The 22,864-nt window shown below is 54.4% G+C and carries 21 protein-coding genes and 1 tRNA gene; 20 read left to right on the top strand and 2 right to left on the bottom strand.

The features are described 5' to 3' along the window. Positions 1–7: 7 nt before the first annotated feature. Positions 8–1,291 (bottom strand): citrate synthase, encoded by a 1,284-nt coding sequence (gltA, locus tag RTE01_RS22785; RefSeq protein ID WP_041144630.1) that lies wholly within the window; start codon positions 1,289–1,291, stop codon positions 8–10. Positions 1,292–1,471: 180 nt separating this feature from the next. Further along, positions 1,472–1,603: a hypothetical protein gene (locus RTE01_RS26740; protein WP_421672170.1), complete on the bottom strand. Its 132-nt coding sequence runs from the start codon at positions 1,601–1,603 to the stop codon at positions 1,472–1,474. A gap of 324 nt (positions 1,604–1,927) precedes the next feature. Here RTE01_RS26740 and sdhC point away from each other — a divergent pair, with 324 nt between their 5' ends. The 20 genes from sdhC to RTE01_RS22680 all read left to right on the top strand — a co-directional run bounded on the left by sdhC (position 1,928) and on the right by RTE01_RS22680 (position 22,717). Continuing rightward, complete coding sequence (gene sdhC / locus RTE01_RS22775) at positions 1,928–2,332, top strand: succinate dehydrogenase cytochrome b556 subunit (RefSeq protein WP_041144631.1); 405 nt, start codon at positions 1,928–1,930, stop codon at positions 2,330–2,332. After that, positions 2,326–2,673 (top strand): succinate dehydrogenase membrane anchor subunit, encoded by a 348-nt coding sequence (sdhD, locus tag RTE01_RS22770; protein ID WP_041144632.1) that lies wholly within the window; start codon positions 2,326–2,328, stop codon positions 2,671–2,673. The genes sdhC and sdhD overlap by 7 nt, the downstream gene beginning before the upstream one ends. Then, positions 2,673–4,439: a succinate dehydrogenase flavoprotein subunit gene (gene sdhA / locus RTE01_RS22765; protein ID WP_041144633.1), complete on the top strand. Its 1,767-nt coding sequence runs from the start codon at positions 2,673–2,675 to the stop codon at positions 4,437–4,439. Before sdhD ends, sdhA begins: the two co-directional genes overlap by 1 nt. 15 nt (positions 4,440–4,454) lie before the next feature. Next, complete coding sequence (gene sdhB / locus RTE01_RS22760) at positions 4,455–5,171, top strand: succinate dehydrogenase iron-sulfur subunit SdhB (protein WP_041144634.1); 717 nt, start codon at positions 4,455–4,457, stop codon at positions 5,169–5,171. 507 nt (positions 5,172–5,678) lie between these two features. After that, positions 5,679–8,486 (top strand): 2-oxoglutarate dehydrogenase E1 component, encoded by a 2,808-nt coding sequence (sucA, locus tag RTE01_RS22755; RefSeq protein WP_041144635.1) that lies wholly within the window; start codon positions 5,679–5,681, stop codon positions 8,484–8,486. Positions 8,487–8,500: 14 nt separating this feature from the next. After that, positions 8,501–9,721: a 2-oxoglutarate dehydrogenase complex dihydrolipoyllysine-residue succinyltransferase gene (gene odhB / locus RTE01_RS22750; RefSeq protein ID WP_041144636.1), complete on the top strand. Its 1,221-nt coding sequence runs from the start codon at positions 8,501–8,503 to the stop codon at positions 9,719–9,721. A gap of 121 nt (positions 9,722–9,842) precedes the next feature. Beyond that, positions 9,843–11,009: an ADP-forming succinate--CoA ligase subunit beta gene (sucC, locus tag RTE01_RS22745; RefSeq protein ID WP_041144637.1), complete on the top strand. Its 1,167-nt coding sequence runs from the start codon at positions 9,843–9,845 to the stop codon at positions 11,007–11,009. Next, positions 11,009–11,878, top strand: coding sequence for a succinate--CoA ligase subunit alpha (gene sucD / locus RTE01_RS22740; RefSeq protein WP_041144638.1), 870 nt, complete (start codon positions 11,009–11,011; stop codon positions 11,876–11,878). The genes sucC and sucD overlap by 1 nt, the downstream gene beginning before the upstream one ends. Positions 11,879–13,152: 1,274 nt before the next feature. After that, positions 13,153–14,721 carry a cytochrome ubiquinol oxidase subunit I gene (gene cydA, locus RTE01_RS22735; protein ID WP_041144639.1) on the top strand — a complete coding sequence of 523 codons (1,569 nt, stop codon included), beginning with the start codon at positions 13,153–13,155 and terminating at the stop codon, positions 14,719–14,721. A 15-nt stretch (positions 14,722–14,736) separates the two neighbouring features. Further along, the gene (gene cydB / locus RTE01_RS22730; RefSeq protein WP_076944963.1) at positions 14,737–15,876 is read left to right on the top strand and encodes a cytochrome d ubiquinol oxidase subunit II; all 1,140 of its coding nucleotides are present in this window, start codon (positions 14,737–14,739) and stop codon (positions 15,874–15,876) included. 17 nt (positions 15,877–15,893) lie between these two features. Further along, complete coding sequence (cydX, locus tag RTE01_RS22725; protein WP_004100325.1) at positions 15,894–16,007, top strand: cytochrome bd-I oxidase subunit CydX; 114 nt, start codon at positions 15,894–15,896, stop codon at positions 16,005–16,007. A 130-nt stretch (positions 16,008–16,137) separates the two neighbouring features. Further along, positions 16,138–16,422, top strand: coding sequence for a cyd operon protein YbgE (gene ybgE / locus RTE01_RS22720; protein ID WP_041144641.1), 285 nt, complete (start codon positions 16,138–16,140; stop codon positions 16,420–16,422). Positions 16,423–16,707: 285 nt separating this feature from the next. Further along, positions 16,708–17,112, top strand: a complete 405-nt coding sequence (gene ybgC / locus RTE01_RS22715; RefSeq protein WP_041144642.1) for a tol-pal system-associated acyl-CoA thioesterase — start codon at positions 16,708–16,710, stop codon at positions 17,110–17,112. Then, entirely contained in the window at positions 17,109–17,801 is a 693-nt protein-coding gene (gene tolQ, locus RTE01_RS22710) for a Tol-Pal system protein TolQ (RefSeq protein ID WP_115193300.1), read from the top strand. The genes ybgC and tolQ overlap by 4 nt, the downstream gene beginning before the upstream one ends. Positions 17,802–17,804: 3 nt before the next feature. Continuing rightward, a complete protein-coding gene (tolR, locus tag RTE01_RS22705) occupies positions 17,805–18,233 on the top strand; it encodes a colicin uptake protein TolR (RefSeq protein WP_015367661.1) in 429 nt (142 codons plus the stop codon). A gap of 102 nt (positions 18,234–18,335) precedes the next feature. Further along, positions 18,336–19,691, top strand: coding sequence for a cell envelope integrity protein TolA (gene tolA / locus RTE01_RS22700; RefSeq protein ID WP_134525432.1), 1,356 nt, complete (start codon positions 18,336–18,338; stop codon positions 19,689–19,691). A gap of 129 nt (positions 19,692–19,820) precedes the next feature. Next, complete coding sequence (tolB, locus tag RTE01_RS22695; protein WP_134528426.1) at positions 19,821–21,113, top strand: Tol-Pal system beta propeller repeat protein TolB; 1,293 nt, start codon at positions 19,821–19,823, stop codon at positions 21,111–21,113. 34 nt (positions 21,114–21,147) lie between these two features. Then, positions 21,148–21,672 carry a peptidoglycan-associated lipoprotein Pal gene (pal, locus tag RTE01_RS22690; RefSeq protein WP_004859700.1) on the top strand — a complete coding sequence of 175 codons (525 nt, stop codon included), beginning with the start codon at positions 21,148–21,150 and terminating at the stop codon, positions 21,670–21,672. A 9-nt stretch (positions 21,673–21,681) separates the two neighbouring features. After that, positions 21,682–22,479, top strand: a complete 798-nt coding sequence (gene cpoB, locus RTE01_RS22685; RefSeq protein ID WP_041144646.1) for a cell division protein CpoB — start codon at positions 21,682–21,684, stop codon at positions 22,477–22,479. Positions 22,480–22,641: 162 nt separating this feature from the next. Beyond that, positions 22,642–22,717, top strand: a tRNA-Lys gene (locus tag RTE01_RS22680). The last annotated feature ends 147 nt before the right edge of the window (positions 22,718–22,864 follow it).

The following is a 22,864-nucleotide window of genomic DNA, read 5'->3' as shown; positions in this document are numbered from 1 at the left end:
ACCTGGCTTAGTGCTTGATGTCGCACTTGAAATCGCGCTTGTCGTAGCCGGTGTACAGCTGACGCGGACGGGCAATTTTCATGCCGTCGCTGTGCATTTCGTTCCAGTGGGCAATCCAGCCTACGGTACGCGCCATCGCGAAGATAACGGTAAACATGGAGGACGGAATACCCATCGCTTTCAGGATGATACCGGAGTAGAAATCGACGTTCGGATAGAGTTTCTTCTCGATGAAGTACGGGTCGTTGAGCGCAATGTGCTCAAGCTCCATCGCCACTTCCAGCAGATCGTCTTTGGTGCCCAGCTCTTTCAGCACTTCATGGCAGGTTTCACGCATGACGGTGGCGCGCGGGTCGTAATTTTTATACACGCGGTGGCCAAAGCCCATCAGGCGGAAAGAGTCATTTTTATCTTTCGCGCGACGAACGAATTCCGGAATGTGCTCAACGGAGCTGATCTCTTCCAGCATCTTCAGCGCTGCTTCGTTCGCGCCGCCGTGCGCCGGTCCCCACAGGGAGGCGATGCCCGCAGCGATACAGGCGAACGGGTTCGCGCCTGAGGAGCCTGCGGTACGGACGGTTGAAGTTGACGCGTTCTGTTCGTGGTCAGCGTGCAGGATCAGAATACGGTCCATGGCGCGTTCCAGTACCGGATTAACCTCGTAGGTTTCACACGGCGTGGAGAACATCATATTCAGGAAGTTACCCGCGTAGGAGAGGTCGTTGCGCGGATAAACAAAAGGCTGGCCGATTGAATATTTGTAACACATCGCTGCCATTGTCGGCATTTTGGACAGCAGGCGGAACGCAGCGATATCACGGTGGCGTGGATTATTAACGTCCAGGGAGTCGTGATAGAACGCCGCCAGCGCGCCGGTAATACCGCACATCACCGCCATCGGGTGCGAGTCGCGACGAAACGCGTGGAACAGACGGGTAATCTGCTCGTGGATCATGGTGTGGCGGGTAACGGTGGTTTTGAACTCTTCGTACTGGGCTTGATTCGGCTTTTCGCCGTTCAGCAGGATGTAGCAGACTTCAAGGTAGTTGGACTCGGTCGCTAACTGATCGATCGGGAAACCACGGTGGAGCAGAATACCTTCATCACCGTCGATAAACGTGATTTTAGATTCACACGATGCGGTTGAAGTGAAACCAGGGTCAAAGGTAAATACGCCTTTTGAACCAAGACTACGAATATCAATAACATCCTGGCCTAGCGTGCCTTTTAGCACATCCAGTTCGATAGCAGTATCACCACCTAGGGTGATTTTTGCTTTTGCATCAGACATTTATGGTCTCCTTAGCGCCTTTATTGCTTAAGACTGCCGGGGGGGATTTGCCTTCGGCTCGTGCCTGATTACGTTACCAGTTTGTTATGTTGCACACAGCTCTGCGACAGCGGAATTGGCAGGGTACAGAGCAAAGGCGCTTGATGGAACGTTTTCAGTTTACGACGAAATAACAGCAAATCAGCGTTTTAGCAGCCCGAATTTAAAAATCGTTATACCACTAATAACCGTCCTGATTACATTGGTCAATACCGTCACACTGTTGCATAACTTATTCTCAGGTGAAAGAGTGACCCCATAACTTTTGAGCATTATTGCATTTATCTGGTAATGGTTGTAACAAGAATGTTTAATATTTGTCAAATCAGGTGATTAAATTTTAAAATAATGTTGTTATCGTGACTTTGATCACTGTTCGGGACAAAACCCGACAAACTATATGTAGGTTAATTGTAATGATTTTGTGAACGGCCTATACTGCCGCCAGGTCTCCGGAACACCCTGCAATCCCGAGCCACCCAGCGTTGTTTGGTCACGTTTTCGCTCCTGAAAAGGAGTTTATTCATGACTACAGGTTATAGAAAGGACGCTGTCTGACCCGCAAGCAGACCGGAGGAAGGAAACAATAAGAACAGCATGTGGGCGTTATTCATGGTAAGAAATGTGAAAAAACAAAGACCTGTCAATCTGGATCTGCAAACGATCCGGTTCCCAATCACGGCGATAGCGTCCATTCTCCATCGCGTATCCGGTGTGATCACCTTCGTGGCGGTCGGGATTCTGCTTTGGTTGCTGGGCACCAGCCTTTCCTCTCCCGAAGGTTTCCTCACTGCGGCATCCATTATGGATAGCTTCTTCGTGAAATTCATTATGTGGGGCATTCTGACCGCATTGGCTTATCACGCAGTGGTCGGTATCCGCCACCTGATGATGGACTTTGGCTATCTGGAAGAAACCCTCGAAGTAGGGACACGCTCCGCCAGGATTTCTTTTGTTATTACTGTCGTGCTTTCACTTCTCGCAGGAGTCCTCGTATGGTAAGCAACGCCTCAGCACTGGGACGCAACGGCGTACATGACTTCATTCTGGTTCGTGCTACCGCTATCGTTCTGACCCTCTACATCATCTATATGGTCGGCTTCTTTGCCACCACGGGTGAAATCTCATGGGAAGTCTGGACGGGTTTTTTCTCCTCCGCGTTCACTAAAGTCTTCACCCTGTTGGCCCTCGTCTCCATCCTGATCCACGCCTGGATCGGTATGTGGCAGGTACTGACGGACTACGTTAAACCACTGGCTGTGCGCCTGGTTCTGCAACTGCTTATCGTCGTTGCGCTGGTGGCTTACGTTCTTTATGGATTTGTTGTGGTGTGGGGTGTGTAATGAAATTGCCTGTCAGAGAATTTGATGCTGTTGTGATTGGTGCCGGTGGCGCAGGTATGCGCGCGGCGCTGCAGATTTCCCAGAGCGGCCAGTCCTGTGCGCTGCTCTCCAAAGTGTTCCCTACTCGTTCCCATACCGTTTCCGCGCAGGGTGGCATCACCGTTGCGCTCGGTAATACCCATGAAGATAACTGGGAATGGCACATGTACGACACCGTTAAAGGGTCGGACTACATTGGTGACCAGGACGCCATTGAATATATGTGCAAAACCGGTCCGGAAGCGATTCTCGAACTGGATCATATGGGCCTGCCGTTCTCGCGCCTCGAAGATGGCACCATTTATCAACGTCCGTTTGGCGGCCAGTCGAAAAACTTCGGCGGCGAGCAGGCGGCACGTACCGCGGCGGCAGCTGACCGTACCGGCCACGCCCTGCTGCATACGCTGTATCAGCAAAACCTGAAAAACCACACCACTATCTTCTCCGAATGGTACGCGCTGGATCTGGTGAAAAACGCCGACGGTGCCATCGTTGGCTGTACCGCGCTGTGTATCGAAACCGGCGAAGTGGTGTACTTCAAGGCCCGCGCAACCGTGCTGGCTACCGGTGGTGCAGGTCGTATTTATCAATCCACCACCAACGCCCACATCAATACCGGTGATGGCGTTGGGATGGCGATCCGCGCCGGCGTGCCGGTGCAGGATATGGAAATGTGGCAGTTCCACCCAACCGGTATCGCCGGGGCCGGGGTTCTGGTCACCGAAGGCTGCCGCGGTGAAGGCGGCTATCTGCTGAATAAACACGGCGAACGCTTTATGGAGCGCTATGCTCCGAATGCGAAAGACCTGGCGGGTCGTGACGTGGTGGCGCGTTCCATCATGATCGAAATCCGCGAAGGTCGCGGCTGCGACGGTCCGTGGGGCCCGCACGCCAAGCTGAAGCTTGACCACCTGGGTAAAGAAGTTCTCGAATCCCGCCTGCCGGGTATCCTTGAACTGTCCCGCACCTTTGCGCACGTTGACCCGGTGAAAGAGCCGATTCCGGTTATCCCAACCTGCCACTACATGATGGGCGGTATTCCGACCCGCGTAAGCGGCCAGGCGCTGACCGTTAACGCGCAGGGCGAAGATGTGGTTATTCCTGGGCTGTTCGCCGTCGGTGAAATCGCCTGCGTATCGGTTCACGGCGCTAACCGTCTGGGCGGTAACTCGCTGCTTGACCTGGTGGTGTTCGGCCGCGCGGTCGGCGTACATCTGCAGGAATCTATCGCCGAACAGGGCGAGCTTCGCGACGCGACGGAAGAAGAGATCGACGCTTCCCTGGCGCGCCTCAACCGCTGGAACGGCAACCGTAACGGTGAAGACCCGGCCGAGATCCGCAAAGCGCTGCAGGAATGTATGCAGCACAACTTCTCGGTGTTCCGCGAAGGTGATGCGATGGCGAAAGGGCTTGAGCAGCTGAAGGCGATCCGCGAGCGTCTGAAAAATGCGCGCCTGGACGATACCTCAAGCGAGTTCAACACCCAGCGCGTCGAGTGCCTGGAGCTGGATAACCTGATGGAAACTGCTTACGCCACCGCGGTGTCGGCAAACTTCCGTACCGAAAGCCGTGGTGCGCATAGCCGCTTCGACTTCCCGGAACGTGACGATGAAAACTGGCTGTGCCATTCCCTGTACCTGCCAGAGTCGGAAGCGATGACGCGTCGTAGCGTCAACATGCAACCGAAACTGCGCCCGGCATTCCCGCCGAAGATTCGTACTTATTAATGCGGAGACAGGAAAATGAAACTCGAGTTTTCAATTTATCGTTATAACCCGGACGTTGACGATGCTCCGCATATGCAGGATTACACCCTGGAAGCGGAAGAAGGTCGCGACATGATGCTGCTGGACGCGCTGATGCAGCTGAAGGAAAAAGACCCGTCGCTCTCATTTCGTCGTTCCTGCCGTGAAGGGGTCTGTGGCTCCGACGGTCTGAACATGAATGGTAAAAACGGTCTGGCGTGCATCACGCCGATCTCCGCGCTGAATCAGCCGGGCAAGAAAATTGTTATCCGTCCGCTGCCAGGTTTACCGGTTATCCGCGATTTGGTTGTAGACATGGGGCAATTCTATGCACAATATGAGAAGATTAAGCCTTACTTGTTGAATAATGGGCAAAATCCTCCGGCTCGTGAGCATCTGCAGATGCCGGAGCAGCGTGAGAAACTCGACGGACTGTACGAGTGTATTCTGTGCGCATGTTGTTCAACGTCCTGCCCGTCGTTCTGGTGGAACCCGGACAAGTTTGTCGGCCCGGCAGGTTTACTGGCGGCGTATCGCTTCCTGATCGACAGCCGCGATACCGAAACCGACAGCCGCCTGGAAGGGTTAAGCGATGCTTTCAGCGTATTCCGCTGTCATAGCATTATGAACTGCGTCAGTGTTTGTCCTAAGGGATTGAACCCGACGCGCGCTATCGGCCATATCAAGTCGATGTTGCTGCAGCGCAGTGCGTAAGTAACCCGGTCTGTCCCGGATGGCGCTATCGCTTATCCGGGCTACCCGAAGCAGTAGCCCCGGCAGCGTTTGTGCCGCCGGGAAATGAATACCCTAAATAATTCGGGTTACAGGAAGGCGGCGACGCCGCGAATCCTCAGGAGCTTACTCAAGTAAGTGACTGGGGTGAGTGAGGAAAGCCAACGCACATGTAACTTGAAGTATGAAGGGGATGGCAGGAAATCTTTAAAAACCGCCAAATATGTACCAGTAATCAAGGCGTTCAGAGCGAGGTAAGGCGGCAACTGAACGCATCCCAGGGAGCATAGTGAACTGTGTGACCGGGGTAAGTGAAGGCAGCTAACGCAACCGCAGCCTGAACGCCGAAGATTAATGGCAGTTTTTAAAGGTTCCTTAGCGGACGCAGAAGCCACAACTCGTCCGTAATGAGTGAACCCCGGCACGTACAATCCATGTGCGTGGTAGTTTCTACGGCGAAATAAGCATATAAATGCTTAAGGGATCACGATGCAGAACGGCGCAATGAAAGCCTGGCTGGACTCTTCTTACCTCTCTGGTTCGAACCAGAGCTGGATAGAACAGCTCTATGAAGACTTCTTAACCGATCCTGACTCTGTTGACGCCAACTGGCGTTCTATGTTCCAGCAGTTACCTGGCACCGGAGTCAAACCGGATCAATTTCATTCCAAAACGCGTGATTATTTCCGTCGATTGGCGAAGGATGCCTCACGTTACACTTCTTCGATTTCCGACCCTGACACCAATGTGAAGCAGGTTAAAGTCCTGCAGCTCATCAACGCCTATCGCTTCCGCGGTCACCAGCATGCGAATCTCGATCCGCTGGGACTGTGGAAACAGGATAGAGTGGCAGATTTAGACCCGGCATATCACGATTTGACCGAGGCCGATTTCCAGGAAAGTTATAACGTAGGTTCCTTTGCCATCGGTAAAGATACGATGAAGCTGGGCGAGCTGCTGTCAGCGCTCAAACAGACCTACTGCGGTGCTATCGGCGCGGAATACATGCATATCACCTCTACCGAAGAGAAGCGCTGGATCCAGCAGCGTATTGAATCGGTAGCAGGGAAAGCCAGCTTTAGCGCGGCAGAGAAAAAACGCTTCTTAAGCGAACTGACCGCCGCTGAAGGTCTGGAACGCTACCTCGGCGCGAAATTCCCGGGCGCGAAACGCTTCTCGCTGGAAGGCGGCGATGCGCTGATCCCGATGCTCAAAGAGATGATCCGCCACGCTGGCAAAAGCGGCACCCGCGAAGTGGTGCTGGGCATGGCGCACCGCGGTCGTCTGAACGTGCTGGTCAACGTCCTTGGTAAAAAGCCGCAGGATCTGTTTGACGAGTTCGCCGGCAAGCATAAAGAACACCTCGGCACCGGCGACGTGAAGTACCACATGGGCTTCTCTTCCGATATGGAAACCGAAGGCGGTCTGGTACACCTTGCGCTGGCGTTTAACCCGTCGCACCTTGAAATCGTCAGCCCGGTGGTTATCGGTTCCGTGCGCGCCCGTCTGGATCGTCTTGACGAGCCAAGCAGCAATAAAGTACTGCCGATTACCATTCACGGCGACGCCGCGATCACCGGTCAGGGCGTGGTTCAGGAAACCCTGAACATGTCGAAAGCCCGCGGTTACGAAGTGGGCGGTACCGTACGTATTGTTATCAACAACCAGGTGGGCTTCACGACCTCGAACCCGCTGGACGCGCGCTCTACGCCGTACTGTACCGATATCGGTAAAATGGTTCAGGCGCCGATCTTCCACGTTAACGCGGATGACCCGGAAGCCGTGGCTTTCGTTACCCGCCTGGCGCTGGATTTCCGCAATACCTTTAAACGCGATGTTCTGATCGACCTGGTGTGCTACCGCCGTCACGGCCATAACGAAGCCGATGAGCCGAGCGCAACCCAGCCGCTGATGTATCAGAAAATCAAAAAGCATCCGACTCCGCGCAAAATCTATGCTGACAAACTTGAGCAGGACAAAGTTTCGACGCTGGAAGATGCAACCGAGCAGGTCAACCTCTACCGCGACGCGCTGGATGCCGGCGAATGCGTGGTAGAAGAGTGGCGTCCGATGAACCTGCACTCCTTTACCTGGTCGCCGTACCTCAACCACGAGTGGGATGAGAGCTACCCGAGCAAGGTAGAGATGAAGCGCCTGCAGGAACTGGCTAAGCGCATCAGCACCGTGCCTGAAAGCATTGAAATGCAGTCTCGCGTCGCCAAAATTTACGGCGATCGTCAGGCGATGGCGGCCGGCGAGAAGCTGTTTGACTGGGGCGCGGCGGAAAACCTGGCCTACGCGACGCTGGTTGATGAAGGCATTCCGATTCGTCTGTCCGGTGAGGACTCCGGTCGCGGCACCTTCTTCCACCGCCACTCGGTTATTCATAACCAGGTGAACGGCTCAACCTATATTCCGCTGCAGCACGTGCACAACGGCCAGGAGCATTTCAAAGTCTGGGACTCCGTGCTCTCTGAAGAAGCGGTACTGGCGTTTGAATACGGCTATGCCACTGCGGAACCGCGTACCCTGACTATCTGGGAAGCGCAGTTCGGTGACTTCGCCAACGGCGCTCAGGTTGTGATCGACCAGTTCATCAGCTCCGGCGAGCAGAAGTGGGGCCGGATGTGTGGCCTGGTGATGCTGCTGCCGCACGGCTACGAAGGCCAGGGCCCGGAGCACTCCTCCGCGCGTCTGGAGCGCTATCTGCAGCTCTGCGCCGAGCAGAATATGCAGGTTTGCGTCCCGTCTACCCCGGCACAGGTTTACCACATGCTGCGTCGTCAGGCGCTGCGCGGTATGCGCCGTCCGCTGGTGGTGATGTCACCGAAGTCGCTGCTGCGCCACCCGCTGGCGGTTTCCAGCCTCGACGAGCTGGCAAACGGCACCTTCCTGCCGGCTATCGGCGAAGTGGACGATCTCGACCCGAAAGCCGTGAAGCGCGTGGTACTGTGCTCTGGTAAAGTTTATTACGACCTGCTGGAGCAGCGTCGTAAGAACGACCAAAAAGATGTCGCTATCGTGCGCGTAGAGCAGCTCTATCCGTTCCCGCATCAGGCGGTACAGGAAGCGCTGAAGCCTTATGCGCAGGTGCATGATTTTGTCTGGTGTCAGGAAGAACCGCTCAACCAGGGCGCGTGGTACTGCAGCCAGCATCACTTCCGCGAAGTGATTCCGTTTGGGGCCTCTCTGCGTTATGCAGGCCGCCCGGCCTCCGCCTCTCCGGCGGTAGGATATATGTCCGTTCACCAGAAACAGCAACAAGATCTGGTCAATGACGCGCTGAACGTCGATTAATTAAAGGATACATAATGAGTAGCGTAGATATTCTGGTTCCCGACCTGCCTGAGTCCGTAGCTGACGCGACCGTTGCGACCTGGCATAAAAAACCGGGCGATAGCGTCCAGCGTGATGAAGTGCTGGTGGAAATCGAAACTGACAAAGTGGTACTGGAAGTACCGGCATCAGCGGACGGCATTCTGGAAGCAGTGCTGGAAGACGAAGGCGCAACCGTGCTTTCTCGTCAAATTCTGGGCCGCCTGCGTGAAGGCAACAGCGCGGGCAAAGAGTCCGGTGCCAAGTCCGATGCGAAAGAGTCCACCCCGGCTCAGCGTCAGCAGGCTTCTCTGGAAGAGCAGAGTAACGATGCGCTCAGCCCGGCGATCCGTCGCCTGCTGGCTGAACATAACCTCGATGCGAGCGCGATCAAAGGCTCCGGCGTTGGCGGCCGTCTGACCCGTGAAGATGTTGAAAAACATCTGGCGGCAGCGCCGGCTAAAGCGGAAACCAAGGCGCCGGCTGCGGCCGCTGCTCCGGTTGCTCAGCTGGGCCACCGCTCTGAAAAACGCGTTCCGATGACCCGTCTGCGCAAACGCGTGGCCGAGCGTCTGCTGGAAGCGAAAAACTCTACCGCCATGCTGACGACCTTCAACGAAGTCAACATGAAGCCGATTATGGATCTGCGCAAGCAGTACGGCGACGCGTTCGAAAAACGTCACGGCATCCGCCTGGGCTTTATGTCCTTCTACGTGAAAGCGGTCGTGGAAGCGCTGAAGCGCTATCCGGAAGTGAACGCCTCCATCGATGGCGACGACGTGGTTTATCACAACTACTTCGACGTCAGCATGGCCGTATCGACGCCGCGTGGCCTGGTAACGCCGGTTCTGCGCGATGTCGATCTGCTGGGCATGGCGGATATCGAAAAGAATATTAAAGAGCTGGCACTGAAAGGCCGCGACGGCAAGCTGACCGTTGACGATCTGATCGGCGGTAACTTCACCATTACCAACGGCGGCGTCTTCGGGTCTCTGATGTCTACGCCAATCATCAACCCACCGCAGAGCGCAATTCTGGGTATGCATGCTATTAAAGATCGTCCGATGGCGGTCAATGGCAAGGTAGAAATTCTGCCGATGATGTACCTCGCGCTCTCCTACGACCACCGTCTGATCGATGGACGTGAATCGGTAGGCTTCCTGGTAGCGATTAAAGAGCTGCTGGAAGACCCGACTCGTCTGCTGCTGGACGTGTAGCGATCATGGCCCGGCGGCGTTCAGCGTGCCGGGCCAATAAAAACATCATCAGCGCTGTAAACGGCGATTTATCGCCTTACAGACTAAATGATAACGATTACCTGAAGGATGGACTGAACACATGAACTTACATGAATATCAGGCAAAACAACTGTTTGCCCGCTATGGCTTACCGGCGCCGGTGGGTTATGCCTGTACTACTCCGCGCGAAGCAGAAGAAGCCGCTTCAAAAATCGGTGCGGGTCCGTGGGTAGTGAAATGTCAGGTTCACGCTGGCGGCCGCGGTAAAGCGGGCGGTGTGAAAGTAGTTAACAGCAAAGAAGACATTCGCGCATTTGCTGAACATTGGCTGGGCAAACGCCTGGTGACCTACCAGACGGATGCCCACGGCCAGCCGGTTAACCAAATCCTGGTTGAAGCGGCGACCGATATCGCCAAAGAGCTCTATCTTGGCGCCGTGGTTGACCGTAGCTCCCGTCGCGTTGTGTTCATGGCTTCCACCGAAGGCGGCGTGGAAATCGAAAAAGTGGCGGAAGAGACGCCGCACCTGATCCACAAAATTGCTATCGACCCGCTGGCGGGCCCGATGCCTTACCAGGGCCGTGAGCTGGCGTTCAAACTGGGTCTGGAAGGTAAGCAGGTTCAGCAGTTCACCAAGATCTTCATGGGTCTGGCGAATATTTTCCTCGAGCGCGATCTGGCGCTGATCGAAATCAACCCGCTGGTTATCACCAAACAGGGCGACCTGATCTGCCTCGACGGCAAGCTGGGCGCCGATGGCAATGCCCTGTTCCGTCAGCCGGATCTGCGCGAAATGCGCGACCAGTCTCAGGAAGATCCGCGTGAAGCTCAGGCTGCACAGTGGGAGCTGAACTACGTTGCGCTGGACGGCAATATCGGCTGTATGGTTAACGGCGCAGGCCTGGCGATGGGCACCATGGACATCGTTAAGCTGCACGGCGGCGAACCGGCTAACTTCCTTGACGTTGGCGGCGGCGCAACCAAAGAGCGCGTGACCGAAGCGTTTAAAATCATCCTTTCCGACAGCAATGTTAAAGCCGTACTGGTTAACATCTTCGGCGGTATCGTGCGTTGCGACCTTATCGCTGACGGCATTATCGGCGCGGTAGAGGAAGTGGGCGTTAACGTTCCTGTGGTCGTTCGTCTGGAAGGTAACAACGCCGAACTGGGCGCGAAGAAACTGGCTGACAGCGGCCTGAATATTATTGCAGCGAAAAGTCTGACGGACGCAGCGCAGCAGGTTGTTGCTGCAGTGGAGGGGAAATAATGTCCATTTTAATTGATAAAAACACCAAGGTTATCTGCCAGGGCTTCACCGGTAGCCAGGGGACTTTCCACTCCGAACAAGCGATCGCTTACGGTACGCAAATGGTCGGCGGCGTGACGCCGGGCAAAGGCGGCACCACGCATCTGGGCCTGCCGGTGTTCAACACCGTGCGCGAAGCCGTAGACGCAACCGGCGCAACCGCGACCGTAATCTACGTACCGGCTCCGTTCTGCAAAGACTCCATTCTGGAAGCTATCGATGCGGGCATTAAGCTCATCATCACCATCACCGAAGGTATCCCGACGCTGGATATGCTGACCGTGAAGGTGAAGCTGGATGAAGCCGGCGTGCGCATGATCGGCCCTAACTGCCCGGGCGTTATCACCCCAGGCGCATGCAAAATCGGCATCATGCCGGGCCACATTCACCAGCCGGGTAAAGTGGGTATCGTTTCCCGTTCCGGTACGCTGACCTATGAAGCGGTTAAGCAGACTACTGACTACGGCTTCGGCCAGTCTACCTGCGTCGGTATCGGCGGTGACCCGATCCCGGGTTCTAACTTCATCGATATCCTGAAGCTGTTCCAGGAAGACCCGCAGACCGAAGCGATCGTGATGATCGGTGAGATCGGCGGCAGCGCTGAAGAAGAAGCGGCAGCCTACATCAAAGAGCACGTAACCAAGCCGGTAGTGGGTTATATCGCCGGTGTGACCGCGCCGAAAGGCAAGCGTATGGGCCACGCAGGCGCCATCATCGCCGGCGGTAAAGGCACGGCTGACGAGAAGTTTGCTGCCCTGGAAGCGGCCGGTGTGAAAACCGTTCGTAGCCTGGCAGACATCGGCGAAGCGCTGAAATCTATCATTAAGTAAATGTAATAAAACGGCCCCTGCTATTCGATCGCTGAGAGTGAATAGCTCGGGGCCGGTCCAGTTTCGACATGGTTGGCCACCTTCCGGTGGCCTTTTTTATGCGCCGCTCCCGCTAATATTTCCGACCTTTTCCGTTACGCCGACTACGGCGATCAATAACGCCCGTGACTCGGGCCGTTTTTTTACGCGCTCTCCTCAGGAGCATCGGCTATCAATGCAGGACGAGCTGAAGGTTTAATAGCCTCATTTAAATCAATGTTAATCAAGGGGTTACTTTAATTTTGTTTGCAGGGTATAGGCCATAAATAGCGGCTTAAATAAGCCTGAGTTTATATTTTTACACGATATTTTATTTTTATCATCGATGTTAAATAACGATTTAATAACGTTGTTAAATCGTTTTAAATTAATTCTCAACGGGTATAAAACGGTGCCTGGGCGAGGGCGGTTTTCTGCATATGTTCTTTTAAACTCCGGAGGTGATGGCAGAACCCTTTGTTCTATATTTATTTTTTTGTAGCGCGGAAGAGGGGAGGGCTGACCAGCATGGGGCATGATTCATTACGCCATCAGCGTAGTGGCGCGAGGCATGGCCAGAACTTCTCGGCGGTAGCGGAGGCATCCCTGCTGCGTAGATTGTGAGATAGTTTCCCTGCGGTGTTAAGTGTTGGTAAAAACAATGATAAATAAAATAAGTTGAAAATAAACGGGTAATAACTTGATAAAAAAAATCCGTGAGCTATGCGGCATTATTTGCCGATAGTCTCCCGTCCCGGCATTGTCCCTTCCGCTTAAAAGACGATCCGGCTTTAAATAAATCGACTATCATTTTCAGTAACTGATGACACCTTCGCAAAACATATCTTTAACCTATCGTTTACTAGCGTTGCACATAGTAAACATAATTAACATTCAAAATGAAAATTGATTTAAATCAATGTTTAACTGTTGGAAAAAAATGAGAAATGGAGTTAAATTGTCGCCGATCAAATTGGCCGAAAACCGGTATTTTCGCTATAAATTGATCGCTGTCGAAAAGCGCAAATTTATCTCAATAAAAACCTATTTATTGTAAGGGATTTGCAGCGTAATATAACCACGGGATCAATTTGGGTGTTTTTTTAACATGTTTGTAACTTTTCTCCATTACCGTTTCCTCTCAGGAAGAAAGGGTACGGCGAAAAGGCGCAAATAAATTTGTATTGGGGCATGTGTGTGACCCTTTCTAACGGGGTTCACTCTCGGAGTCTTCATGCGATGAGCAAGGAGTCATGATGTTAGATATAGTCGAACTGTCGCGCTTACAGTTTGCCTTGACCGCGATGTACCACTTCCTTTTTGTGCCACTGACGCTCGGTATGGCGTTCCTGCTGGCCATCATGGAAACGGTTTACGTCCTTTCCGGCAAACAGATTTATAAAGATATGACCAAATTCTGGGGCAAGTTGTTTGGTATCAACTTTGCGCTGGGTGTAGCAACCGGTTTGACCATGGAGTTCCAGTTCGGGACAAACTGGTCTTATTACTCTCACTACGTGGGCGATATCTTCGGTGCGCCGCTGGCCATTGAAGGGCTGATGGCCTTCTTCCTCGAATCTACCTTTGTCGGTCTGTTCTTCTTCGGCTGGGATCGTCTGGGCAAAGTACAGCACATGGCGGTGACCTGGCTGGTGGCTCTGGGGTCCAACCTTTCCGCACTGTGGATCCTCGTGGCTAACGGCTGGATGCAAAACCCGATCGCCTCGGACTTCAACTTCGAAACCATGCGTATGGAGATGGTCAGCTTCTCCGAGCTGGTGTTGAACCCGGTTGCTCAGGTGAAGTTTGTCCACACCGTCGCCTCTGGTTACGTCTGCGGCGCGATGTTCGTTCTGGGCATCAGCTCCTACTATATGCTGCGCGGTCGCGACTTCGCCTTCGCTAAACGCTCCTTTGCCATCGCGGCAAGCTTCGGTATGGCCGCTATTCTCTCCGTTATCGTTCTCGGTGATGAGTCCGGTTACGAAATGGGCGACGTGCAGAAGACCAAACTCGCGGCTATCGAAGCCGAATGGGAAACGCAGCCGGCACCGGCCGCCTTCACCCTGTTTGGTATTCCCGATCAGGATGCGCAAAAAAACCGCTTCGCGATTCAAATTCCGTATGCGTTGGGGATTATTGCCACCCGTTCCGTGGATAAGCAGGTTACCGGTCTGAAAGAGCTGCTCGTTCAGCACGAAGCGCGTATCCGCAACGGCATGAAGGCCTACACCCTGCTTGAAGAGCTGCGTGCCGGTTCGAAAGATCAGGCCGTTCGTGACGAATTCAACAGCGTCAAGAAAGACCTTGGCTACGGGCTGCTGCTGAAACGCTATACGCCGAACGTCTCCGACGCGACGGAAGCTCAGATTGCGCTGGCAACGAAGGACTCGATCCCTCGCGTGGCTCCGCTGTACTTTGCCTTCCGTATCATGGTTGCCTGCGGCATCCTGATGCTGGGTATCATTGCAGCCTCCTTCTGGACGGTTATCCGCAATCAGGTCGGCGAGAAAAAATGGCTGCTGCGCATCGCGCTTTACGCTATTCCGCTGCCGTGGATTGCCATCGAATCCGGCTGGTTCGTTGCTGAATACGGCCGTCAGCCGTGGGCGATAGGTGAGGTCTTGCCGACCGCGGTGGCGAACTCCTCGCTGACCGCCGCTGACCTGATCTTCTCGATGTTGCTGATTTGCGGTCTGTACACCCTGTTCCTGGTGGCGGAGCTGTACCTGATGTTCAAATTCGCACGCCGTGGCCCAAGCAGCCTGAAAACCGGTCGCTACCATTTTGAGCAGTCTTCCGCGACTACTCAGCCGGCACGCTAAGACAGGAGTCGTCAAATGATCGATTATGAAGTATTGCGTTTAATCTGGTGGCTGCTGATCGGCATTCTGCTGATTGGTTTTGCCGTCACCGATGGCTTCGACATGGGGGTGGGCATGCTCACCCGCTTCCTCGGTCGTAACGACACCGAGCGTCGAATCATGATCAACTCCATTGCTCCACACTGGGACGGAAACCAGGTATGGCTGATTACCGCGGGCGGCGCGCTGTTTGCTGCCTGGCCGACGGTCTATGCCGCGGCGTTTTCCGGCTTCTATGTGGCAATGATTCTGGTGCTGGCGTCTCTGTTCTTCCGTCCGGTTGGTTTCGACTACCGCTCGAAGATTGAGGACACCCGCTGGCGTAACATGTGGGACTGGGGCATCTTCATCGGTAGCTTCGTGCCGCCGCTGGTGATCGGCGTGGCGTTCGGTAACCTGCTGCAGGGCGTGCCGTTCCACATGGATGAATACATGCGCCTGTACTACACGGGTAACTTCTTCCAGCTGCTGAATCCGTTTGGCCTGCTGGCCGGCGTAGTGAGCGTGGCGATGATCCTGACCCAGGGCGCGACCTACCTGCAGATGCGTACCGTCGGTGAACTGCACCTGCGCGCTCGCGTCACCTCACAGGTTGCGGCACTGGTCACGCTGGTCTGCTTCCTGCTGGCAGGCGTTTGGGTGGTCTACGGTATCGATGGTTACGTGGTGACCTCGGTTATCGACCGCGCAGCGCCGTCTAACCCGCTGACGAAAGAAGTGGCGCGTCAGGCCGGTGCGTGGATGGTCAACTTCAACAACATGCCGTCGCTGTGGGCCATCCCTGCGCTGGGCGTCGTGCTGCCGCTGTTGACTATTCTGACCTCACGGCTGGAGAAGGGCGCTCTGGCGTTTGTCTCTTCCTCCATCACTCTGGCGTGTATCATCCTGACTGCGGGTATCGCTATGTTCCCATTCATCATGCCGTCCAGCACGATGATGAACGTTAGCCTGACCATGTGGGATGCGACCTCCAGCCAGCTGACGCTGAACCTGATGACCTATGTGGCGATTGTCTTCGTGCCGATTATTCTGGGCTACACCAGCTGGTGTTACTGGAAAATGTTTGGCCGCATCACCAGAGAAGACATCGAAAAGAACACCCACTCGCTGTACTAAGGTAAGGAGCTATATATATGTGGTATTTCGCATGGATTTTGGGAACGCTTCTTGCCTGTGCTTTTGGGGTTATCACCGCGCTGGCGCTTGAGCACGTGGAAGCCACCAAAGCAGGTAAAGAAGAACACTGATGAGAGTTATCGCAACGCGATATACGAAATCAGTCGGGTTGCATCGAGGCGGCAAACCAGGGAATCCCCGGGAGCTTACGGAGGTAAGCGACTGGGGTAAGCGGACACAGCCAACAAGGAGGCAACACGAATGATAAAATATATCTATGCGATAATGGATAAGCGCCCGCTCAGGGCGCTTTCTCTGGTGATGGCGCTGCTGCTGGCGGGCTGCATTTTCTGGGATCCGTCGCGCTTTGCGGCGAAAACCAGCGAGCTTGAAATCTGGCATGGTTTCCTGCTGATGTGGGCCGTTTGTGCCGGCGTTATCCACGGCGTGGGCTTTCGTCCGCGCGCCGTTTTCTGGCAGGGGATTTTCTGTCCACTTATCGCTGATATTGTCCTCATAACCGGGCTTTTCTTTTTCTTCTTTTGAAAGATAAGAGTATAAGAGAACTCTGGTAACCTCATGGGCTTGCATAAGCCCATAAAAATTTACTCGCCGTTTACTTTCTCCCATTCCAAACCACGATTCCCGCGCGTATAGTAGCGAAGTTTGAAAGCACTAATCTTTTTTTGCATTACCGGGATGTAAAGTGAACACAACGCGATATACAACGGCATTCTCAATGCATCGCGGCGGCAGGTACGCAAATCACCGGGAGCTTACAAGAGTAAGTGACTGGCGTGAGTGGACGAAGCCAACAAAGAGGCAGCAGGAATGAATAAGTATATGTTTCGATGGCCGGTTCGGGTCTACTACGAAGATACCGATGCCGGTGGTGTGGTTTACCACGCCAGCTACGTCGCTTTTTATGAAAGAGCACGTACAGAGATGCTGCGCCACCATCACTTCAGTCAGCAGGTTTTGTTGGCTGAGCGAGTTGCCTTCGTGGTTCGCAAAATGACGCTTGAATATTTTGCGCCCGCCAGACTCGACGACATGCTCGAAATCCAGACGGAAATATCTTCGATGCGAGGCACCTCTTTGGTCTTCACGCAGCGAATCGTCAACGCCGAGAATACAGTGTTAAACGAAGCTGAGGTTCTCATTGTGTGCGTTGATCCACTCTTAATGAAGCCTCGTGCGCTTCCCAAGTCTATTGTCGCGGAGTTTAAGCAGTGACTGACATGAATATCCTTGATTTGTTCCTGAAGGCCAGCCTTCTGGTTAAACTTATCATGTTGATTTTGATTGGTTTTTCTATCGCTTCCTGGGCTATCATTATTCAGAGAACGCGTATCCTCAATACCGCAACCCGCGAGGCTGAGGCCTTTGAAGACAAGTTCTGGTCGGGTATTGAGCTTTCTCGCCTGTACCAGGAAAGCCAGGGGCGTCGCGATAACCTGGCCGGTTCGGAACAGATTTTCTATAGTGGTTTCAAAGAGTTTGCTCGTCTGCATCGCGCAAACAACCATGCGCCAGAGGCGGTGGTTGAAGGGGCATCGCGCGCCATGCGTATCTCCATGAACCGCGAGCTGGAAACCCTGGAAACGCATATCCCGTTCCTCGGAACCGTCGGCTCCATCAGTCCGTATATCGGCCTGTTTGGTACCGTTTGGGGGATTATGCATGCCTTTATCGCCCTTGGTGCGGTGAAGCAGGCGACCCTGCAGATGGTTGCGCCGGGTATCGCCGAAGCGCTTATCGCCACGGCAATCGGCCTGTTTGCAGCAATCCCGGCGGTAATGGCCTATAACCGTTTGAACCAGCGGGTGAACAAACTTGAACTGAACTACGACAACTTTATGGAAGAGTTCACCGCGATTCTGCACCGTCAGGCGTTTACCAGCAGCGAAAGCAATAAGGGGTAAGCCATGGCCAGAGCACGTGGACGCGGACGTCGCGAACTGAAGTCCGAGATCAACATCGTTCCGCTGCTGGATGTCTTGTTGGTGCTGCTGCTGATCTTTATGGCAACAGCGCCGATCATTACGCAGAGCGTAGAGGTCGACCTGCCGGATGCTACCGAATCGCAGGCGGTTAAAAGCAACGACGAACCGCCGGTGATCGTTGAAGTTTCCGGCGTCGGGCAGTACAGCGTGAAAGTTGGCCAGGAAACGCTGTCGCAGCTGCCGCCGGAGCAGGTTATTGCCGAAGCGAAGCGCCGACTCGAGGCCAATGAGAAAACGGTGTTCCTGATCGGCGGTGCGAAGGACGTACCTTACGATGAAATTATTAAAGCGCTTAACCTGTTGCATAGCGCAGGGGTTAAATCGGTTGGCTTAATGACCAAGCCTATTTAATCGCTTCAGATATGTGCGCCCGCCGGACGCAGGCGACGAGATAAACAGGCTCGTCGCCTGCGAGAAAAGCGGGAACAGGCGAACAGTTTTTGGGAACCGATAGTGTCAAAGGCAACCGAACAAAACGACAAGCTTAAACGAGCCATCATAGTTTCAGTCGTGCTGCACATCATTCTGATCGCGCTGCTGATCTGGAGTTCGTTCGATGAGCATCTGGATACTTCGTCCGGTGGAGGAGGAGGCTCTTCCATTGATGCGGTGATGGTCGATCCTGGGGCGGTCGTTAACAACTACAACCGTCAGCAGCAGCAGCAGGCCAGTTCGCGCCGCGCCGCGGAGCAACGCGAAAAGCAGGCTCAGCAGCAGGCCGAAGAGCTGCGTGAAAAACAAGCCGCAGAGCAGGAGCGCCTGAAGCAGCTGGAGCAGGATCGTCTGCAGGCTCAGGAAGCGGCTAAAGAAGCGAAAGAACAGCAGAAGCAGGCTGAAGAGGCCGCAGAGAAAGCGGCTGCAGCGGCGAAAGCGCAAGCTGACACTCAGGCGAAAGAAGCGCAGGAAGCGGCGGCGAAAGCCGCTGCCGATGCAAAAGCGAAGGCTGATGCCCAGGCTAAAGTAGCGGAAGCTGCGGCAGCCAAGGCCGCAGCCGATGCGAAAAAGCAGGCGGAAGCTGAAGCGGCGAAAGCCGCAGCTGATGCGCAGAAGAAGGCCGAGGCGAAAGCTGCGGCAGACGCGCAGAAGAAAGCTGAAGCCGATGCGGCTAAAAAAGCGCAGCAGCAGGCTGAGAAGAAAGCCCAGCAGGACGCGGCTAAACAGGCCGCCGCCGAGAAGGCTGCGGCAGAGAAAGCCGCAGAGAAAGCGGCTGCAGCCAAAGCCGCCTCTGAAAAGGCCGCGGCTGATAAAGCCGCAGTAGCAGAAAAAGCTGCGGCAGAAAAAGCGGAGAAAGCCGCTGCCGCCAAAGCTGCAGCCGCCGAAAAAGCGGCCGCGGATAAGGCTGCTAAGGCTGCCGCAGCGAAAGCCGCAGCCGGTAAAGCCGCCGCCGCGAAGAAAGCCGCGGCAGCGAAAGAAGCTGACGGCGTTGACGACCTGCTCGGCGATCTGAGTTCGGGTAAGAATGCGCCGAAAGGTGGCGGAGCGAAAGGTCAGGGGCAGCCGTCGAACTCAACCGGCACCTCGGGCAGCAACGGCGGGGCGTCTGGCGCAGATATCAGCGGCTACGCGTCGCAGATTCGTAATGCTATTCAGAGCCGATTGTACGGTGCTGATTTGTATGCAGGAAAGTCTTGTGTGCTGCATATCAAGCTGGGTCCTGATGGGCAATTGCTTGATATACAACAGGAAGGTGGGGATCCGGCTCTTTGCCAGGCAGCATTGACTGCGGCCAAAACGGCGAGGATTCCGAAACCACCTAGCCAGGCAGTTTATGAGAAAGTAAAAGATGCCAAACTAGACTTTAAACTGTGATAGTTTTCCCCGTGAAAACGGGGCAAAACAATCTATGGTTGTTACCGGGTTTTGGTAGTTTTGTGTATTTGAGTTTGTTAACATTCTGCTAAATTATCGTGGGCCTTCCGCCCGGATAAGGGAGATATGATGAAGCAGGCATTACGAGTAGCATTTGGTTTTTTAATGCTGTGGGCAGCTGTGCTGCACGCAGAAGTACGTATCGAGATCACCCAAGGGGTGGACTCGGCACGCCCGATCGGCGTTGTACCGTTCCAGTGGGCCGGACCGGGTGCTGCACCTGAAGATATTGGCGGTGTGGTGGCGGCTGACCTGCGCAACAGCGGTAAATTCAACCCGCTGGATCGTTCGCGTCTGCCTCAACAGCCGGGAACCGCGCAGGAAGTTCAACCTGCCGCATGGTCCGCGCTGGGTATTGACGCCGTGGTCGTAGGTCAGGTCACGCCAAACCCGGACGGTTCTTACAACGTTGCTTACCAGTTGGTTGACACCGGCGGTGCGCCGGGCACGATTCTGGCACAAAACTCTTATAAGGTGACTAAACAGTACCTTCGCTATGCGGGTCACACCGCCAGCGATGCGGTATTTGAGAAGCTGACCTCTATTAAGGGCGCGTTCCGTACCCGTATTGCTTACGTTGTACAGACCAACGGCGGCCAGTTCCCGTATGAGCTGCGCGTTTCCGACTACGATGGCTACAACCAGTTTGTTGTCCACCGTTCGCCGCAGCCGCTGATGTCTCCGGCATGGTCTCCGGACGGTTCTAAGCTGGCTTACGTTACCTTCGAAAGCGGTCGTTCTGCGCTGGTCGTTCAGACCCTGGCTAACGGCGCGGTGCGTCAGATTGCCTCGTTCCCGCAGCATAACGGCGCGCCGGCGTTCTCGCCGGACGGCAGCAAGCTGGCCTTCGCGCTGTCGAAAACCGGTAGCCTGAACCTGTACGTGATGGATCTGGGCTCTGGTCAGATTCGTCAGGTGACCAACGGTCGCAGCAACAACACCGAACCAACCTGGTTCCCGGACAGTCAAAACCTGGTCTTTACTTCTGACCAGGCCGGTCGTCCGCAGGTGTACAAAGTCAGCGTTGGCGGCGGTACTCCGCAGCGTATTTCCTGGGAAGGTTCGCAGAACCAGGATGCGGACGTCAGCAGTGACGGTAAATTTATGGTAATGGTGAGCTCGGCCAGCGGCCAGCAGCACATTGCCAAACAAGATCTGGTAGCGGGTGGCGTACAAGTTCTGTCGTCAACGTTCCTGGACGAAACGCCAAGTCTGGCACCTAACGGCACTATGGTAATCTACAGCTCTTCTCAGGGGATGGGATCCGTGCTGAATCTGGTTTCTACAGATGGGCGTTTCAAAGCGCGTCTTCCGGCGACTGATGGACAGGTAAAATTCCCTGCCTGGTCTCCGTATCTGTGATAATAAATAATTGATTATTAAAGGAATCAAAGAAATGCAACTGAACAAAGTGCTGAAAGGGCTGATGATCGCTCTGCCGGTTATGGCAATCGCGGCGTGTTCTTCCAACAAGAACGCCAGCAACGACCAGAGCGGTGAAGGCATGCTGGGTGCCGGCACTGGTATGGATGCTAACGCTAACGGCGGCAACATGTCTTCCGAAGAGCAGGCTCGTCTGCAGATGCAGCAGCTGCAGCAGAACAACATCGTTTACTTCGATCTGGACAAGTACGATATCCGTTCTGACTTCGCTGCAATGCTGGATGCGCACGCTAACTTCCTGCGTAGCAACCCGTCCTATAAAGTGACCGTTGAAGGTCACGCGGATGAGCGCGGTACTCCGGAATACAACATCGCTCTGGGTGAGCGTCGTGCTAACGCCGTTAAGATGTATCTGCAGGGCAAAGGTGTTTCTGCTGACCAGATCTCCATCGTTTCTTACGGTAAAGAAAAACCTGCAGTACTGGGCCACGACGAAGCGGCTTACGCCAAAAACCGTCGCGCCGTACTGGTTTACTAAGAGAATTGCATGAGCAGTAACTTCAGACATCATCTGTTGAGTCTGTCGTTACTGGTTGGCATAGCGGCCCCCTGGGCCGCTTTTGCTCAGGCGCCAATCAGTAGTGTCGGCTCAGGCTCGGTCGAAGACCGCGTCACTCAACTCGAGCGTATTTCTAACGCTCACAGTCAGCTTTTAACTCAGCTTCAGCAACAGCTCTCCGATAACCAGAACGATATTGATTCCCTGCGCGGTCAGATTCAGGAAAGTCAGTATCAGCTTAATCAGGTTGTTGAGCGCCAGAAACAGATCCTGCTGCAAATTAACGGTATGAGCAGCGGTGGGGCTACGCCGGATGCACAGGCGCCGGCGGCATCGTCCGGCGACGCGCAGGGCGCAGCGGCCGCTACGGCGGCTCCAGCGGCGAACTCCGGCGCTCCGGCGCTGACCGGAGATGCCAATACCGATTACAACGCCGCTATTGCGCTGGTGAAGGATTCGTCCCGCCAGGACGATGCGATGGCTGCGTTTCAGAATTTCGTCAAAAAGTACCCGGATTCAACGTATCAACCGAACGCCAACTACTGGCTCGGTCAGTTGAATTACAACAAGGGGAAAAAAGACGATGCGGCCTACTATTTTGCTTCGGTGGTGAAGAATTACCCTAAATCCCCAAAAGCGCCGGATGCGATGTTTAAAGTCGGCGTGATCATGCAGGACAAAGGTGATACCGCAAAAGCGAAGGCCGTTTACCAGCAGGTGGTCGGTAAATTTCCTGGGACCGATGGCGCGAAACAAGCTCAGAAACGCCTTAACGCTCTCGGCTGATTATGCCATGACCAGAAATTGCAGTATTTCTGGTCGTGTCGCATGAATCCTAAGCAGTCAGATGTTTTTTATCGAAATACTTGTTGCGCTGAATTCTTAAATCAGTAATATATGCCGCCGTTGCCAAGGGATATCGAACAAGCCTGAAGCGATGAAAAAAGTGGGTCGTTAGCTCAGTTGGTAGAGCAGTTGACTTTTAATCAATTGGTCGCAGGTTCGAATCCTGCACGACCCACCAATCGTTCTGGTGGAACGCGATAGTAAAACGTGAAGGATAACGTTGCATTAGCAACGGCCCGTAGGGCGAGGCGCAGCCGAGTCATCCTGCACAACCCACCACTAATTAATGACTAAGTTAATTAGTAGCAGTATCCAGCGTAGTATC

It is taken from the genome of Klebsiella terrigena, from assembly GCF_006539725.1.
Classification (GTDB): domain Bacteria; phylum Pseudomonadota; class Gammaproteobacteria; order Enterobacterales; family Enterobacteriaceae; genus Klebsiella; species Klebsiella terrigena.
This window is presented reverse-complemented; position numbering and strand designations above follow the sequence as displayed.